A 15,763-nucleotide genomic window follows, 5' to 3' on the forward strand; every position below is an offset into this window, starting at 1 on the left:
TCGCGCTCAGGCGGCCACACCGTCCCGGCGAAGCGCTGCGATCTCGTCGTCCGTCATCCCCACGGCGCGCAGCACCGCCGAGGTGTGCTCGCCGAGCGCGGGCACGTCCCCCATCCGCGGCTCCGTCCCGCCCGGCAGCGTGATCGGAGGCAGCAGCGCCCGCAGCGGCCCGGCCGGCGACCCCACCTCACGCCACCGCTGACGGGCCGCCAGCTGCGGATGCTCCGCCAGCTCGGTCAGGTCTCGCAGCCGCGCGCAGGCGATGCCCGCCGCCTCCAGCCGCGCCAGCGCCTCGTCGGTGTCCAGCGTCGCCAGCGCCGCGCCCACCAGCTCGTCCGTCCGCTCCCGGCGCGCCACCCGCGCCGCGTTCGTCGCGAACGCCGGATCGGTTCCCAACTCCGGCCGCCCGAGGACCTGTTCCGCCAGCCGCCGCCACTCCCGGTCGTTCTGCACCGACAGCAGCACCCGCCCGCCGTCGCGCGTCGGATAGGCGTCGTAGGGCGCGATGACGGCGTGCGCGAGTCCCGTGCGCGCCGGGGGAGTGCCGTCGTGCAGCACATGGTGCAGTGGATGGCCCATCCACTCCGCGAGCGCCTCCAGCATCGACACCTCCACCGGCCCGCCCCGGCCCGTCGCACCGCGCCGCACCAGCGCCGCGAGCACCCCCGAGAAGGCGTACATGCCGGCCGCGATGTCGGCCGCCGGGATGCCCGCCTTCACCGGCTGCTCCGGTGTGCCCGTGACCGACACCAGCCCGGCCTCGCACTGCACGAGCATGTCGTACGCCCGCTTGTCCGCGTACGGGCCGCTCGCGCCGTAGCCGGAGACGTCCACGGCGATCAGCCGCGGGTCGGCCGCGCACAGCGTCGCCGCGTCCAGGCCGAGCCGGGCGGCGGCGCCCTGGGCGAGGTTCTGCACGAACACGTCCGCCCCGGCGATCAGCCGCCGCACGACGGCGAGGCCGCGCGGGTCCTTCAGATCCAGCGCGACCGATTCCTTGCCGCGGTTGCACCACACGAAGTGCGAGGCCAGACCGCGCGCGGCGGTGTCGTACCCACGGGCGAAGTCACCGCCGTCGACCCGCTCGACCTTGATCACCCGGGCGCCGAGGTCGGCGAGCTGACGGGTGGCGAACGGGGCCGCGACGGCCTGTTCCACGGCGACGACGGTGATGCCCTCCAGGGGCAGCGGGAGCTGGTCCATGGACCGGATCATGACCCGCCGCCCCTGCTTTGTCAGCAGTGATTCAGCTCTCCCCGCGCGCGTACCGGCGCACGGCGAGCGGCGCGAACACCGCGATCAGCACCGCGCACCAGGCCAGCGACCCGGCGACCGGATGCGCCACCGGCCAGGCGGCGCCCTCGGGGACGGCGGCGTTGCCGAACAGGTCGCGCAGGGCCGTCGTCACCGCGCTGATGGGGTTCCACTCGGCGAGCGTGCGCAGCCAGCCGGGCAGGCCCTCGGTGGGGATGTACGCGTTGGACAGCAGTGGCAGGACGAAGGTGGCGCCGCCGAGCTGGCCGGCCGCCTCCTCGTTGCGGCTGAGCAGGCCGAGGAAGATGCCGGCCCAGGAGCAGGCGAAGCGGAAGAGCAGCAGCAGGGCGAGCGCGGCCGCCGCCTCGGGCACCGAGCCCTCGATCCGCCAGCCCACCAGCAGCCCGACCAGCAGGAACGGCACCGTCCCGGCAGCCGTGACGACGAGGTCGGCGACCGCCTGGCCGAGCGGTACGGCGGCCCTGCTGACCGGCAGGGTGCGCAGGCGGTCCGTCACGCCCCGGTGGACGTCCTGCGCCGCCTGGAACATGCCCGTCATCAGCCCGTTGGCGGCGGTGGCCACCAGCAGGCCCGGCACCAGGAAGGACCGGTACTGCGCGCCGGGGGTCGCCAGGGCGCTGCCGAAGACGTACCCGAAGAACAGCAGCATCGTGATCGGCATCGTCTGGGTCAGGATCAGCAGACCGGGGTTGTGGCGCAGCCGGCGCAGCTGCCGGCCCAGCATCGCCGTCCCGTCGTACGCGAGCGCGTTCATGCCGCGACCTCCGTCCGGTCCGTCAGCCTGAGGAACACGTCGTCGAGCGTGGGCGGCCGGATGCTCGCGTCGAGCAGGGGCACACCGGCCGCGTCCAGTTCGCGCACCAGGCGGGGAAGGGTGAGCGTGGTGTCCCGGGTGACGGCCGCCACGGCGTGCCGGTCGCGGTCGAAGGCCGGCGCCGCGCCGGTCAGCCGGTCGAGCACGGCCGCAGCCCGCTCCAGGGCGTCCGGGTCCGCGACGACCACCTCGGCCTGCGCGCCGACCAGTGCCTTCAGTTCGGCGGGGCTGCCGGTGTGCGCGACGCGCCCGCGGTCCATCAGGGCGATGTCGTCCGCGAGCTGATCGGCCTCCTCCAGATACTGCGTGGTCAGCAGCACGGTCGTGCCCTGCCGCCGCAGCGCGCGCACGGCGTCGTGGATCGCGGTGCGGGCGGCCGGGTCGAGTCCGGTCGTCGGCTCGTCGAGGAAGAGCACCTGCGGGCGGCACACCAGGCTCGCCGCCAGGTCCAGCCGACGGCGCATGCCGCCCGAGAGGGTGGACGCCGGGCGGTCCGCGGCCTCGGTCAGGCCGAAGCGCTCCAGCAGCTCGTCGGCGCGCGCCGCCGGGCCGCGCACCCGGTGCAGCCGGGCGAACAGCCGCAGGTTCTCCCGCCCGGTCAGATCGCCGTCGACCGACGCGTACTGCCCCGTGACGCCGATCCTGCGCCGCACCTCGCCGGCCGCGCGGACCAGGTCGTGCCCGGCGACCCGCGCGGAGCCGGCGTCCGGCCGCAGCAGCGTGGTCAGCAGCCGTACCGCCGTCGTCTTGCCCGCCCCGTTCGGGCCGAGCAGGCCGCACACCGTGCCCTCGGCCACGGCGAGATCGAGGCCGCGCAGGGCCCGCACCTCGCCGAAACGCTTCTCCAGACCTTCACTAAGTACAGCGTACGTAGAAGTCATGGCAGGACCATACCGCACTACGTACGCCGTACGTAACTACGATGGGGGGCGAGGTGATGATCGATGGCGGGCCGAGCGGCCGTACCCGAAGTGATCTGGGCGCGCCCCGAGCGGACCGGGCGCGGTCCCAGACCGGCGTACACCCGCGCCGGCATCGCGGCCGCCGCGGTGCGGGTGGCCGACGCCGAGGGGCTGGACGCGGTGTCGATGCGCCGCGTCGCCGCCGAACTGGGCTGCGGCACCATGTCGCTGTACAACTACGTCCCCCGCAAGGAGGACCTGTACGAGCTGATGGTGGACGCCGTCAGCGCCGAGCACGAGCTGTGGGAGCCGAGCGGCGACTGGCGCGCCGACATGCTGCGCGTCGCCCACCAGACCCGCGCGCTGATGCACCGCCACCCCTGGATGCCCGCCCTGATGTCACCGGTCTACGGCTTCAGCCCGCACGCCCTGCGCTACCTGGAGCACTGCCTGGCCTGCCTGGACCCGCTGCCCGCGCCCTACGGCACCAAGATGGAGCTCATCGCCATGCTGAACGGCGTGGTGACGACGTACACGGCGAACGAGCTGGCCACCGCCGAGCGCACCCGGGCGCTGCCCTGGTCCCCGCAGGAGGAGACCGCGGTACGGATCGCCTACCTCGGCGGGCAGCTGGCGAGCGGCGCGTACCCGCGGATGGCGGCGGCGTTCGCCGAGGACTCCGGGCCCATCGACCTGGAGGCCGTGTTCGAGCGGGCGCTGGGGCGCGTGCTGGACGCGTTCGAGCCGAAGGACTAGGGGGTGTCTCGTCGATCAGGCCAGGCGTCGCGAGCCCGGCGTGATCGACGAGACACCCCCTAGCGCCCGCAGGGGAGTGCCGGCGGGGCCTACAGCAGCGCCAGCTGGCCCTCCGGGCCCTCCTCCCGGGCGTCCAGGACCGACGCCGGGCGGCGGGCGGCGTCCGGCACCGGCAGCACCCCCGCCGCGCGCAGGTCCGGCGCGGTGACGGGCTCGGTCAGCTCCCACCCGGCCCGCTGCGGCCGCAGCTCCGCCAGCAGCGCCAGCACCGTGATCAGCTCCAGCAGCTCCGACGTCCACGCCTGCGGCCAGAGAGCCGGGCGGATCGCCTCCAGGGTGCCCGGCTCGCCCTCGGCGATCCGCGCCGCGAACCACTGCTCCAGGACGCGCGTGCCGTCCACCGTGCAGTCCCACGCCTCGGGCGGCACCGGCGCGATCCGGCCCTCGTCGAGGTGCAGGGCCTCCTCCTCGCGGTCGTAGTGCAGCGACAGCGGCCGGGAGGGGAGCGGGGCGCGCACGTAGGGGCGGCGGCCGCCGGGCAGCTTGGGCCGCTCGCCGTCGCGCCGCATCAGCCACAGCGCCCGCCGGCCCAGCTCCACGCCGTGCTCCCACAGGCCGGCGTCCTCGGTGAGCGGAACGGGGTGGCCGGGGCGGACATCCGTGAGCGTCCAGGCGACGATCCAGGCCAGGACGTCCGGGGCGGTCACCGGCCGGCCGAGGCGGGCCGTGAGGTGCTCCGGCAGGCCGGGGGCGACATTGGGCTCCCGGCCGCCCGGACGGCGGTACAGGGGGCGCACCCGGCCCGCCCGCACCAGCGGGAAGCACGAGGTGGCCAGCAGGGCCTCCGGCAGCTCCACCACGAACACCTGCCGCTCGTCGGCCACCCGCCACAGCTCGGGCCGGGCCGCGTCGATCAGCCGGTGGTCGGGGATCAGCCACTGCTCGTCGAACGGCCCCACCAGGGCCCGCACCGGCTCCGGGCACGGACCCGAGGCCCGGGCGAGCCGCTCGGTGCCGGCCCGCTGCCCCGGCAGCTGGCCCACCGCCGAGTGCAGGGTGCGGGCGCGGGAGGGCTCGAACAGCGCCTCCCGGTCGGACGCCCCCGCCGCCAGCAGCGCGTCCCAACGGGCTCTCAGGGACGCCGCGTCGGGGCCCGCCGGCCATGTGCGGCCGAGCCGCGGCGGTGCGACGGACCACGGCATGAGGTCCGCCAGCAACGGAGCGTCGTCGTACGTCACGCCCGGCATCGTACGACGGGCTCAGTGCGCCTCGAGCGTCACGGTGAAGGAGAAGCGGTCGCCGCGGTAGTGGATGACGACCACGTCCAGCACCCGGCCCTGCGGGTCGTAGGTGACGCCCGTGTAGTGCAGGATCGGGCTCAGCAGCGGCACTTGGAGCAGCCGCGACGTCTCCGGGTCGGCGAGCCGGGCCTCGACCGTGTCCGTGATCCGGCTGATGTCCGCGCCCACCACGTCCCGCAGCACCTTCGTCATCGGCCAGCGGGCCAGGTCGTCCGGGTCGATGCGGTCGGCCAGTTCGGGCCGCACCCAGTTGCGGGCGTGGTTGGTCGGCTCACCCGTCTTGTCGTCGCTGCGCAGCCGGTGGTACGTCGCCGCCTCCGCCAGCCCCGGGAAGTAGCCGGCGAGTTCGGCCGGGACCGGACCGCGGCCGTGCTCCAGCAGCTCGGTGACCATGCCGGACTGCTGGGCCACGATCGCGTCCACCGAGCCCAGCAGCCGCACCGGGGCGCCCCGCTGTGCCGTGGGCTCGATGAACGTCCCGCGCCGCCGGTGCCGGGTGATCAGCCCCTCCTCCTCCAGCTCCTTCAGCGCCTGCCGCATGGTCAGCACGCTCACGCCGTAGTGCCCGGCCAGCTGCTCCTCGGTGGGCAGGCGCAGCGGGTCCTGGGGCGAACGGCCGAGTATCGAGGCGCGCAGCGACTGCGACACCTGGTACCACAGCGGCAGCTTGCGGTTCAGGACGATCGAATCGGGAGCGAAGGAGGTCACGGGGGTCATCCGTACCGGTCGCGGCGGGTCAGTGCAAGGGGCGGAAGTGACGCTCCAGGCCGGCCCACACGTCGTCGTAGCGCTGCTGGAGGTGCTCCGCGCGCGCCGCGTGCGGGGTGAGCGTCACCGGCCAGCGGGTCTCGAACATGAACGCCAGGCCGTCGTCGAGCTTCTGCGGTTTCAGCTCCGCGCCGCTCGCCTTGTCGAAGGTCTCCCGGTCCGGGCCGTGCGCCGACATCATGTTGTGCAGCGAGCCGCCGCCCGGCACGAAGCCCTCCGCCTTGGCGTCGTAGGCGCCCTCGATCAGGCCCATGTACTCGCTCATCACGTTGCGGTGGAAGTACGGCGGCCGGAAGGTGTCCTCCCCGACCAGCCAGCGCGGCGCGAACACGACGAAGTCGACGCCGGCCAGCCCGGGGGTGTCGCTCGGCGAGGTCAGCACGGTGAAGATCGACGGGTCCGGGTGGTCGTAGGAGATCGTGCCGATCACATTGAAGCGGCGCAGGTCGTAGACGTACGGCACGTGGTTGCCGTGCCAGGCGACCACGTCCAGCGGGGAGTGGTCGTAGGTCGCGTGCCAGAGGTTGCCGCAGAACTTGTTCACCACCTCCACCGGGCCCTCGACGTCCTCGTACGCGGCGACCGGGGCCTGGAAGTCCCGGGCGTTGGCCAGGCCGTTGGCGCCGATGGGGCCGAGGTCCGGCAGACGGAAGGGGGCGCCGTAGTTCTCGCAGACGTAGCCGCGGGCGCTGTCGTCGAGCAGCTCCACGCGGAAGCGCACCCCGCGCGGGATCAGCGCCACATGGCCGGGCTCGGCGTGCAGCAGGCCGAACTCCGTGCGCAGCAGCAGCCCGCCGCGCTCCGGGACGATCAGCAGCTCGCCGTCGGCGTCGCTGAAGACCCGGTCCATGGAGGCGGTGGCGTGGTAGAGGTGCACGGCCATGCCGGTGCGCTGGGTGACGTCACCGTTGCCGCCGAGCGTCCACAGGCCGGCCAGGAAGTCCGTCCCCGGCTCCGGCTCGGGCAGCGGGTTCCAGCGCAGCCGGTTCGGGTCGGGCGCGGTCTGCGTGAACGGCGCCGTGCGCAGCATGCCGTTGCCCGTGCGGGTGAACGCCGGGTGGGCGGCCGAGGGGCGGATGCGGTACAGCCACGAGCGGCGGTTGTGCGCCCGGGGCTCGGTGAACGCCGTACCGCTCAGCTGCTCCGCGTACAGCCCGAGGGGGGCGCGCTGGGGGGAGTTGCGGCCGACGGGCAGGGCGCCCGGGACGGCCTCCGAGCTGTGCTCGTTGCCGAATCCGGAGAGGTAGGCCAGCCCCTCGGCCGTCTTGCGCGCGTCCCCGCTCATGCACATCGCTCCCTTGCGCCGCTCTTGGGTGTCCGGATGCCCGGCGCGTCCGGCCGCCGGACGGTCGGCTCGCCGGGGTGGTCTCCGGGCGATCCTGATTCCTATGCATCACCGTAGGATTCCCGTTCGGGCGGGCGCAAGAGGGATACCCGCCCTACCTCAGGACTACGGCCGGAACCCGACCTCAGGGGGATCCGGGGCGCCGCACCCGCGCCCTACGCTTGGCGGACATGACGTGGTGGCGCGGGCTCCTCGCCGCGCTCGTGGTCGGTGGCCTGCTGTTTCTCGGCTCGGCGGGCTGCGGCTCGGGCGGGGCCGGGGGCCGGGAGAAACAGGGCACGCAGGACACCGCCCAGCCGGTGGGCAAGGTCCTCGACGAGACGGACGAGGAAGGACGGCACTACCGGGAGATCGGCGGAAAACACGCGCCCGAGGTGGGCATCCAGGTGCAGCCCGGCCCGGGCGGCGCGTGGGAGATACGGCTGACCCTGCACCGCTTCCGCCTCTCGCCGGCCGGCGCGAGACCCGAGGCGGTGGCCGGGCGCGGCACGGCGCGCCTGTCCGTCGACGGCCGCCGGGTGACCGACCTGCGCACCGCCGCCTGCCGGCTGCCGGCCCGTCTGATGCCGCACGGCCTGCACCACGTCAGGGTCCGCCTCTACGCCGACGACGGCACCGTCTGGGCGGTGGACGGCAAGCCGGTCCAGAGCACCGCCGCCATCACCGTCTCCGGCGAGGGCGCCCCGGCGGGCGCGGGCGGCGGGGGCGCCGCGAGCGGGGCGTTGAGTGGCGCGGGGGCCCCGATGCGTACCGGGGGGCGAGGTTCACCGGACCCCGGCGGAAAGGCATCATGATGCCCGTGCCCCACGCGACCTCCCTGCGCCGCGCGCCCGTCCAGCGGCGCAGCGCCGAACGGCTGACCAGGATCCTCGACGCATGCGCCGACCTGCTCGACGAGGTCGGCTACGACGCCCTGAGCACCCGCGCGGTCGCGCTGCGCGCCGGGGTGCCCATCGGCTCGGTCTACCGGTTCTTCGGCAACAAGCGGCAGATGGCGGACGCACTCGCGCAGCGCAACCTCGACCGCTACACCGAACGCGTCACCGAGCGGCTGGGCACGGTCACGCGCGGGGACTGGCGGGCCGCGATGGACGCGATCCTGGACGAGTACCTGGCGATGAAGCGCACCGCGCCCGGCTTCTCCCTCGTCGACTTCGGCAACCAGATACCCATCGGCACCCCCCACGCCGAGCCCAACCTGCGGGTCGCCGGCCCGCTGACGGACCTGCTCGCGGAGTTCCTCGGCCGGGAGCCGGACGAGGGGCTGCGGCGCACGTTCCTGGTGGCGGTGGAGACGGCCGACACGCTGGTGCACCTGGCGTTCCGGATGGACGCCCAGGGGGACGAGGGCATCATCGCGGAGACCCGGGAACTGCTGCGGGCGTATCTGGGCCGGGTCCTGGACTGATCCGGCCCCGCGCGCGGGCGTCGCCGCTCACCCCTCCCCATCGGCCATACCGGTCGGTATGCTCGGCTCGTCCGTGCGTCACCCGGTGACGCCGCGCCGCACCCCGGGAGGACCCGTGTCCCGCACCGCCCTGCGTATCTGCCCCCTGTGCGAGGCCACCTGCGGGCTGACCCTGACCATCGAGGGCAGCCGGGTCACCGGCGCCCGCGGTGACCGGGACGACGTGTTCAGCAAGGGATTCATCTGCCCCAAGGGCGCCTCCTTCGGGGCCGTCGACGCCGACCCCGACCGGCTGCGCCGGCCCCTGGTCCGCCGGGACGGGGAACTGCGCGAGGCGACCTGGCAGGAGGCCTTCGACGCGGTCGCCGCCGGCCTGCGCCCGGTGATCGAACGGCACGGACCGCACGCCGTCGGCATCGTCCTCGGCAACCCCAACGTGCACACCATGGCCGGGGGCCTCTACCCGCCGGTCCTGCTCGGCGCGCTCGGCACCCGGAGCCTGTTCACCGCCTCCACCGTCGACCAGATGCCCAAGCACGTCTCCAGCGGCCTGTTGTACGGCGACGCCAACCTGATCCCCGTGCCCGACCTCGACCGCACCGACCACCTGCTGCTCCTCGGCGCCAACCCGCTGGAGTCCAACGGCAGTCTGTGCACCGCCCCCGACTTCCCCGGCCGGCTCAAGGCGCTCAAGGCCCGCGGCGGCACGCTCACCGTGATCGACCCGCGCCGCACCCGCACCGCCCGCCTCGCCGACCGGCACCTCGCGATCCGGCCCGGCACGGACGCCCTGCTGCTCGCCGCGATGGCACACGTCCTCTTCGAGGAAGACCTCGTCCGCCTGGGCGACCTGGCACCCCACGTCCAAGGCGTGGACGAACTCCGCGACGCGGTGAAGGACTTCACGCCGGAGGCCGTGGCCGCCGCCTGCGACGTCGACGCCGGCGTCATCCGCACCCTCGCCCGCGAGCTGGCCGCCGCCGAGTCCGCCGCCGTCTACGGCCGGATCGGCAGCTGCACCGTGCCGTTCGGCACGCTCGGCAGCTGGCTGGTCGACGTCCTGAACATCCTCACCGGCAACCTCGACCGCCCCGGCGGCGCGCTCTTCCCGCTGGCCGCCACCGACAGGGCGCCCCGCCCGGCCGGTCCCGGCCGCGGCTTCCAGCTGGGCCGCTGGCACTCCCGGGTGAGCAAGTACCCCGAGGCCAAGGGCGAGTTGCCGCTGTCCGCGCTGGCCGAGGAGATCGACACCGTCACCGCGCACGGCGAGCCGGTGCGCGCACTGATCGCGATCGCCGCCAACCCGGTGCTGTCCGCGCCCGACGGCGACCGCCTCGACAAGGCCCTCGCCTCCCTGGACTTCATGGTCAGCGTCGACCCCTACCTCAACGAGACCTCGCGCCACGCCGACGTCGTGCTGCCCCCGCCCCCGCCCGCGCAGAGTCCGCACCACGACTTCGCCTTCAACACCCTCGCCGTGCGCAACCAGGTCCGCTACACCCGCCCCGCCGTCCCGCTGGAGCCGGACCGGATGGCCGAGACCGAGATCCTCGCCCGGCTCGTCCTCGCGGCGAGCGGCATGCACGGTGCCGATCCGTCGGCGGTGGACGCCCTGGTGATCGACCAGACCCTCGCCAAGGCGGTCCGCGACCCGCACTCACCCGTGCACGGCCGCGAGCCGAAGGAGCTGGCGGCGCAGCTCACTGGTGACAACGGCCCCGAGCGCCGGCTCGACCTGATGCTGCGCCTCGGCCCCTACGGCGACGGCTTCGGCGTACGGCCCGACGGGCTGAACCTGGAGAAGCTGCTGGCCCACCCGCACGGCATCGACCTCGGCCCGCTGCGGCCCAGGCTGCCGCAGCCGCTGAAGACAGTCAGCGGCAAGGTCGAGCTGCTGCCCGCGCCGATCGCCGGCGACCTGCCCCGGCTGCGGGCCGCCCTGCGTGAGCGCGCCGACGGGCTGGTCCTGGTCGGCCGCCGCCATCTGCGGTCCAACAACAGCTGGATGCACAACATCCCGGCCCTCACCGGCGGCTCCAACCGCTGCACCCTGCACATCCACCCCGAGGACGCCGAACGCCTGGGCGTGCGGGACGGAGCGGCCGTACGCGTCAAGGGCGCCGGGGGAGAGGTCACCGCGCCCGCCGAGGTCACCGACGCGGTGCGCCCCGGCGTCGTCAGCCTCCCGCACGGCTGGGGCCACGACCGCCCCGGCACCCGGCTCGGCCACGCCGCCGCCGACCCCGGCGCCAACGTCAACCAGCTGCTCGACGGCAGCCTGCTCGACCCGCTCTCGGGCAACGCGGTCCTCAACGGCGTGCCCGTCGAAGTGTCCGCCGTGACCGAAAAGCTCAGCCGGTTGACCTCGGCAAAGCTGTGACCTGGAGTTTTGCGCTTATTGCTCGCACGTCAACGTCTTGTTAACGCTGTTTGACGCGACCTAACGTCGTCGCACCGCCGGCCCCCTGGTGGGATGTTCAAGGGCGAACGTTAGGTATCCACTCATGCTGACCATCCTCGGCTTCGCCATGATCGCGACCTTCCTGGTCCTGATCATGCTGAAGAAGATGTCGCCGATCGCGGCGCTCGTGCTCATACCCGCACTGTTCTGTGTCTTCGTGGGCAAGGGCGCCAAGCTCGGCGACTACGTCATCGACGGAGTCACCGGCCTCGCCCCCACCGCGGCGATGCTGATGTTCGCGATCGTCTACTTCGGTGTGATGATCGACGTCGGGCTCTTCGACCCGATCGTGCGCGGGATTCTGAAGTTCTGCAAAGCAGATCCGCTGCGGATCGTCGTGGGCACCGCCGTGCTCGCCGCGATCGTCTCGCTCGACGGTGACGGCTCGACCACCTTCATGATCACCGTCTCGGCGATGTACCCGCTGTACAAGCGCCTGAAGATGAGCCTGGTCGTGATGACCGGCGTCGCCGCCATGGCCAACGGCGTGATGAACACGCTGCCGTGGGGCGGCCCCACCGCCCGCGCCGCGACCGCGCTGAAGCTCGACGCCGGCGACATCTTCGTGCCGATGATCCCGGCCCTCGCCATGGGCCTGCTGTTCGTCCTCGCCCTCTCCTACGTCCTCGGCCGCCGCGAGCGCAAGCGGCTCGGCGTGCTGACGCTGGACGAGGTGCTGGTGGAGGAGCCCGCCGAGCAGGAGACCGTCCTCGTGGGCGCCGGCTCCGGCAAGGGCGCCAAGGGCGCGACCGGCGGCTCGGGAACGGGCAAGGGCGGCGCGAGCACGGCCGGCGGCTCCGGCGCCGGCGCGGACCTTCCCGAGGAGGCCGAGGAGGAGGGCTTCCAGGGGCTCGACCCCCACCGGGCCACCCTGCGCCCCAAGCTGTACTGGTTCAACGCGCTCCTCACCGTCGTCCTGCTGACGGCCATGATCATGGAGTGGCTGCCGATCCCGGTGCTGTTCCTGCTCGGCGCCGCGCTCGCGCTGACCGTCAACTACCCGCACATGCCCGACCAGAAGGCCCGCATCGCCGCGCACGCCGAGAACGTCCTCAACGTCTCCGGCATGGTCTTCGCCGCCGCCGTCTTCACCGGCGTCCTGCAGGGCACCGGCATGGTCGACCACATGGCCAAGTGGCTGGTGGGCAACATCCCCGACGGCATGGGCCCGCACATGGCCTTCGTCACCGGCCTGTTGAGCATCCCGCTGACGTACTTCATGTCCAACGACGGCTTCTACTTCGGCATCCTGCCGGTCCTCGCCGAGGCGGGCCAGGCGCACGGGGTCCCCGCCGTCGAGATCGCCCGCGCCTCGATCATCGGCCAGCCGCTGCACATGTCCAGCCCGCTCGTCCCGGCCGTCTACGTCCTGGTCGGCATGGCCAAGGTCGAGTTCGGCGACCACACCCGGTTCGTCGTGAAATGGGCCGCGCTGACCTCGCTCGTGGTCCTCGGCGCGGGAATCCTGTTCGGGATCATCTGACCTTCGCACACAGGAGGAAACCATGGCGCCCGGTGGGAACCGCGGCTGGCTGCTCCGCCTCGTCATCGCCTTCGGCTTCGCGCAGGGGGCGGTGTCGATGGCCCGGCCCGCCGTCTCCTACCGGGCCCTCGCGCTGGGCGCCGACGAGCGGGCGGTCGGCGTCATCGCCGGTGTGTACGCGCTGCTGCCGCTCTTCGCCGCCGTACCGCTCGGCCGCCGCACCGACCACGGCCGGTGCGCGCCGCTGCTGCCGGCCGGTGTCGTCCTGATCGCCGGCGGCTGCGCGCTCAGCGGGCTCGCCGGGTCGCTGTGGACGATGGCGGTGTGGAGCGGGGTGATGGGCCTCGGCCACCTCTGCTTCGTGATCGGCGCCCAGTCGCTCGTCGCCCGCCAGTCCGCCCCGCACGAACAGGACCGCAACTTCGGCCACTTCACCATCGGCGCCTCCCTGGGGCAGCTCGTCGGCCCGATCGCCGCGGGCGCCCTGATCGGTGGCGCCGACCGGGCCGGCAGCAGCGCCCTGGCCCTGCTCGTCGCGGGCGCGGGCGCGGCGGCCGCGTGCACCTCGCTGTGGCGCATCGAGCACCGGAACACGGCGGCCGCGCCGGGCAAGGGGCCGGGCGCGCGGGTTCCCGTCGGCGGCATCCTGCGCACCCGGGGCGTGCCGGCGGGCATCCTCGTCAGCCTCGCGGTGCTGTCCGCGACCGACATCCTGACCGCCTACCTGCCGGTGGTCGGCGAGCACCGCGGGATCGCGCCGAGCGTGATCGGCGTGCTGCTGTCGCTGCGGGCGGCGGCCACCATCGCCTGCCGACTGGTCCTCACCCCGCTGCTGCGGCTGCTCGGCCGCACGGTGCTGCTCACCGTGACGTGCGCGCTGGCGGCCGTGCTGTGCGCGGGGATCGCGCTGCCGCTGCCGGTGTGGGCGCTCGGCGGGGTGCTCGCCGTCCTCGGGTTCTGCCTGGGCGTGGGGCAGCCGCTGTCGATGACGACGGTCGTGCAGGCGGCGCCCGACGGCGCCCGCTCCACCGCGCTCGCCCTGCGGCTGACGGGCAACCGGCTGGGCCAGGTGGCCGCGCCCGCGGCGGCCGGACTGGTCGCCGGGGTCGCCGGGGTGGCGGCGCCGTTCGTGATGCTCGGGGCGTTGCTGCTGCTGTCCTCGGGCGTGGCGCTGCGGGCGCCGGGCGACGGGGGCCGCCGGGACGGTGCGGGGACGGGACGGGCGCCCGGTGAAGGGACGGATCGGGCCCCGGACGAAGGGACGGGACGGGCGCCGGGGAAGCCGCGTGGGCGGTCCCGAATGCGCCGCACGAGCGATATCTGACGGCGCGCCGGGTGTCGTTGCCGGGCGTCGTCGGCCGGGTGTCGCAGAGTCCAGGGCGAAAGAGCGATTTGTATGAAAATCGTCCTGACTCGGAGGAACCGTATGCCCACCCTGACACGTCCACGTCCCTTCGCCTCCCGTGCAGGCGCTGCCGTCGTCCTCACCGCCCTCGCGGCGTCCGGCGCGTCCTGGGTCGCGGCGCCGGCCGCGGTGGCTCAGGGGGAGAACGGCGACATCCGCATCCACCGGGCGTACCCGGAGCGCGACGGCCAGATGCGCTACGACGGCTCGAAGGAGGACTCCGTCGTCTGCCAGTTCTACCTGGACGCGGTCAACTTCGACGGGCTGCCGACCATCGCCTACACGATCGAGCCGAAGCCCCCGCTGCCCAGCGCCGCCACCACCGCCGGCACCATCCAGCTGGGCGGCGGCGCCGGTCACAGCGAGGTCATCGGGCTGGCCGACGGCCAGTACACGCTCTCGTGGACCGCCGGAACGCGCCATGAGAAGGTGTTCCGCGTCAAGTGCCCCGAGAAGAACAACCGGTCGCACGGCCCCGGCCAGATCGAGGACCACGAGCAGCGCGGTGACGCGGCCTGGGGCCGCGACCAGAACGGGCCGCGCGGCGGCGTGCACGCGGGCGGCGGCGGACTCGTCGACACGGCGGCCGCCTACACGCCGGTGACCGCCGCGGCGGGTGTCGGTGTCGTCGCGATCGGCGCCGCCGTCTACTTCCGGATGATGCGCCGGCGCACCCATGGTGCCGCCTAGGCGCAGACGCAGGCCCTGGCACCGGACCCGTGCCTACCGTCTGACCAGGACGGCCGTACTGACGGTCGTCCTGGTGACGATGGGGGTCCGGTGCGCGGGACACGACCGGCCGGCCGCACCCGCGCAGGCGGGCGGACCGGACGCGGTGGCGGTCGCCGGGCCGCCCCCGGGCCGGGCCGGCGATCCCGGCACAGCGCGGGCGAGCGCCGAGCCCGCCCGGCCCGCCGGCAGCGCCTCGCCGGCCCGGCCCGCCGGCAGCCCGACGGCGGTCCGGCCGAGTCCCGAGGTGACCCGCGTCAGGGCCCGGCCCGCACCCCCGGGCGGGCCGCTGCCCCGCTCCCGGCCGACCACCTTCCGCGTCCCGTCCCTCGGGATCGACGCCCCGGTCACCGGGCTGCGGCTGAACCAGGACCGGGAGCTGCAGACGCCGCCGGTCGACCGGCCCAGGCTCGTCGGCTGGTACCAGGGCGGGCCCACGCCCGGCGAGCCGGGCACCGCGATCGCCGTCGGGCACCGCGACACCACCAAGGGCCCCGCCGTCTTCGCCGGGCTCGCGCTGGTCAAGCCCGGCAAGCCGATCGAGGTGGGACGCGCGGACGGCCGTACCGCGGTGTACACGGTGGACCGCGTGCGGGTGTTCGACAAGTCCGGCTTCCCGGACAAGGAGGTGTACGGCCCGTCCCGGCGCCCGGAGCTGCGCGTGATCACCTGCGGCGGCCTCTTCAGCCGGCGCACCGGATACACCAGCAACGTGGTCGTCTTCGCCCACCTCACGGCGGTGAAGTGACCCACGGGGCGGGACGCCCGGCACACTTCGGGCGCTCCGCCCCGCGGCGCGCCCGCTCCCCGCGGTGCGTGCGCTCCCGGCGGTGCGTCGCCCCTCACACCGCGTGGGCCCCCGGCGGTGCGCTCGCCCCGGGGGGCGTCCGCCCACCGCGGTGCGTCCGCCCCTCCCGCGGTGCGTCCGCCCCTCCCGCGGTGCGTCCGCCCACCGCGGTGCGCCGTCCGGCGCCCCGCGACCCGCCGTGCAGGCACTCCGCACTCCGCACTCCGCACCCCGATCGCCGTCGCACGTTTCCCCCAGGGGGCTGAATCCTGCCGTCCGCTTTCTCACCAGCTGGACGGAAGCGGCAGGATGACGCCCGGTGTCTTCCC

The 15,763-nt window shown here is 74.2% G+C and carries 14 protein-coding genes; 8 read left to right on the top strand and 6 right to left on the bottom strand.

Going from position 1 to position 15,763, the window contains the following annotated elements:
* Positions 1 to 6 precede the first annotated feature (6 nt).
* The 3 genes from ACF1AL_RS12775 to ACF1AL_RS12785 are packed head-to-tail and all read right to left on the bottom strand — an operon-like array spanning position 7 to position 2,970.
* Positions 7 to 1,203: a CaiB/BaiF CoA transferase family protein gene (locus tag ACF1AL_RS12775; protein WP_391703051.1), complete on the bottom strand. Its 1,197-nt coding sequence runs from the start codon at positions 1,201 to 1,203 to the stop codon at positions 7 to 9.
* A gap of 43 nt (positions 1,204 to 1,246) precedes the next feature.
* Positions 1,247 to 2,029 (bottom strand): ABC transporter permease, encoded by a 783-nt coding sequence (locus tag ACF1AL_RS12780; RefSeq protein ID WP_391703054.1) that lies wholly within the window; start codon positions 2,027 to 2,029, stop codon positions 1,247 to 1,249.
* Complete coding sequence (locus ACF1AL_RS12785; protein WP_391825921.1) at positions 2,026 to 2,970, bottom strand: ATP-binding cassette domain-containing protein; 945 nt, start codon at positions 2,968 to 2,970, stop codon at positions 2,026 to 2,028. The genes ACF1AL_RS12780 and ACF1AL_RS12785 overlap by 4 nt, the downstream gene beginning before the upstream one ends.
* A gap of 63 nt (positions 2,971 to 3,033) precedes the next feature.
* Here ACF1AL_RS12785 and ACF1AL_RS12790 point away from each other — a divergent pair, with 63 nt between their 5' ends.
* Positions 3,034 to 3,747 (top strand): TetR/AcrR family transcriptional regulator, encoded by a 714-nt coding sequence (locus tag ACF1AL_RS12790; protein WP_391825922.1) that lies wholly within the window; start codon positions 3,034 to 3,036, stop codon positions 3,745 to 3,747.
* A gap of 89 nt (positions 3,748 to 3,836) precedes the next feature.
* Here the strand turns inward: ACF1AL_RS12790 and ACF1AL_RS12795 are convergent, their stop codons facing one another.
* From ACF1AL_RS12795 to hmgA, 3 genes are read right to left on the bottom strand one after another with little or no spacing between them, the layout of a single operon-like run.
* Complete coding sequence (locus tag ACF1AL_RS12795) at positions 3,837 to 4,994, bottom strand: type ISP restriction/modification enzyme (protein ID WP_391703063.1); 1,158 nt, start codon at positions 4,992 to 4,994, stop codon at positions 3,837 to 3,839.
* A 12-nt stretch (positions 4,995 to 5,006) separates the two neighbouring features.
* Entirely contained in the window at positions 5,007 to 5,756 is a 750-nt protein-coding gene (locus ACF1AL_RS12800) for a GntR family transcriptional regulator (RefSeq protein WP_366836231.1), read from the bottom strand.
* A 28-nt stretch (positions 5,757 to 5,784) separates the two neighbouring features.
* Positions 5,785 to 7,101, bottom strand: coding sequence for a homogentisate 1,2-dioxygenase (gene hmgA, locus ACF1AL_RS12805; protein WP_391825923.1), 1,317 nt, complete (start codon positions 7,099 to 7,101; stop codon positions 5,785 to 5,787).
* 230 nt (positions 7,102 to 7,331) lie between these two features.
* Between hmgA and ACF1AL_RS12810 the strand changes: the two genes are divergently transcribed.
* From ACF1AL_RS12810 to ACF1AL_RS12840, 7 genes are all read left to right on the top strand, one after another.
* Entirely contained in the window at positions 7,332 to 7,955 is a 624-nt protein-coding gene (locus ACF1AL_RS12810) for a hypothetical protein (protein WP_391825924.1), read from the top strand.
* Positions 7,952 to 8,569 (top strand): TetR/AcrR family transcriptional regulator, encoded by a 618-nt coding sequence (locus ACF1AL_RS12815; RefSeq protein ID WP_366836227.1) that lies wholly within the window; start codon positions 7,952 to 7,954, stop codon positions 8,567 to 8,569. The genes ACF1AL_RS12810 and ACF1AL_RS12815 overlap by 4 nt, the downstream gene beginning before the upstream one ends.
* 115 nt (positions 8,570 to 8,684) lie before the next feature.
* Positions 8,685 to 10,949, top strand: a complete 2,265-nt coding sequence (locus ACF1AL_RS12820) for a molybdopterin oxidoreductase family protein (RefSeq protein WP_391825925.1) — start codon at positions 8,685 to 8,687, stop codon at positions 10,947 to 10,949.
* Between the two features lie 124 nt (positions 10,950 to 11,073).
* Positions 11,074 to 12,513, top strand: coding sequence for a CitMHS family transporter (locus ACF1AL_RS12825; RefSeq protein WP_386913828.1), 1,440 nt, complete (start codon positions 11,074 to 11,076; stop codon positions 12,511 to 12,513).
* 22 nt (positions 12,514 to 12,535) lie between these two features.
* Positions 12,536 to 13,837, top strand: a complete 1,302-nt coding sequence (locus ACF1AL_RS12830) for an MFS transporter (protein WP_391825926.1) — start codon at positions 12,536 to 12,538, stop codon at positions 13,835 to 13,837.
* Between the two features lie 102 nt (positions 13,838 to 13,939).
* Positions 13,940 to 14,608: a hypothetical protein gene (locus tag ACF1AL_RS12835; protein WP_366836223.1), complete on the top strand. Its 669-nt coding sequence runs from the start codon at positions 13,940 to 13,942 to the stop codon at positions 14,606 to 14,608.
* Positions 14,595 to 15,395, top strand: a complete 801-nt coding sequence (locus tag ACF1AL_RS12840) for a class F sortase (protein ID WP_391825927.1) — start codon at positions 14,595 to 14,597, stop codon at positions 15,393 to 15,395. Before ACF1AL_RS12835 ends, ACF1AL_RS12840 begins: the two co-directional genes overlap by 14 nt.
* Positions 15,396 to 15,763: the final 368 nt, after the last annotated feature.

The organism is Streptomyces sp. NPDC014801 (genome assembly GCF_043082085.1).
In the GTDB taxonomy this organism is placed as follows: domain Bacteria; phylum Actinomycetota; class Actinomycetes; order Streptomycetales; family Streptomycetaceae; genus Streptomyces.

Excerpts from the sequence above, each read along its gene's own strand:
- ACF1AL_RS12780 (WP_391703054.1), bottom strand. The coding sequence starts at position 2,029 with ATGAACGCGCTCGCGTACGACGGGACGGCGATGCTGGGCCGGCAGCTG.
- ACF1AL_RS12830 (WP_391825926.1), top strand. The coding sequence starts at position 12,536 with ATGGCGCCCGGTGGGAACCGCGGCTGGCTGCTCCGCCTCGTCATCGCC.
- ACF1AL_RS12790 (WP_391825922.1), top strand. The coding sequence starts at position 3,034 with ATGGCGGGCCGAGCGGCCGTACCCGAAGTGATCTGGGCGCGCCCCGAG.
- ACF1AL_RS12810 (WP_391825924.1), top strand. The coding sequence starts at position 7,332 with ATGACGTGGTGGCGCGGGCTCCTCGCCGCGCTCGTGGTCGGTGGCCTG.
- ACF1AL_RS12775 (WP_391703051.1), bottom strand. The coding sequence starts at position 1,203 with ATGGACCAGCTCCCGCTGCCCCTGGAGGGCATCACCGTCGTCGCCGTG.
- ACF1AL_RS12795 (WP_391703063.1), bottom strand. The coding sequence starts at position 4,994 with ATGCCGGGCGTGACGTACGACGACGCTCCGTTGCTGGCGGACCTCATG.
- ACF1AL_RS12815 (WP_366836227.1), top strand. The coding sequence starts at position 7,952 with ATGATGCCCGTGCCCCACGCGACCTCCCTGCGCCGCGCGCCCGTCCAG.
- ACF1AL_RS12825 (WP_386913828.1), top strand. The coding sequence starts at position 11,074 with ATGCTGACCATCCTCGGCTTCGCCATGATCGCGACCTTCCTGGTCCTG.
- hmgA (WP_391825923.1), bottom strand. The coding sequence starts at position 7,101 with ATGAGCGGGGACGCGCGCAAGACGGCCGAGGGGCTGGCCTACCTCTCC.
- ACF1AL_RS12840 (WP_391825927.1), top strand. The coding sequence starts at position 14,595 with ATGGTGCCGCCTAGGCGCAGACGCAGGCCCTGGCACCGGACCCGTGCC.
- ACF1AL_RS12785 (WP_391825921.1), bottom strand. The coding sequence starts at position 2,970 with ATGACTTCTACGTACGCTGTACTTAGTGAAGGTCTGGAGAAGCGTTTC.
- ACF1AL_RS12835 (WP_366836223.1), top strand. The coding sequence starts at position 13,940 with ATGCCCACCCTGACACGTCCACGTCCCTTCGCCTCCCGTGCAGGCGCT.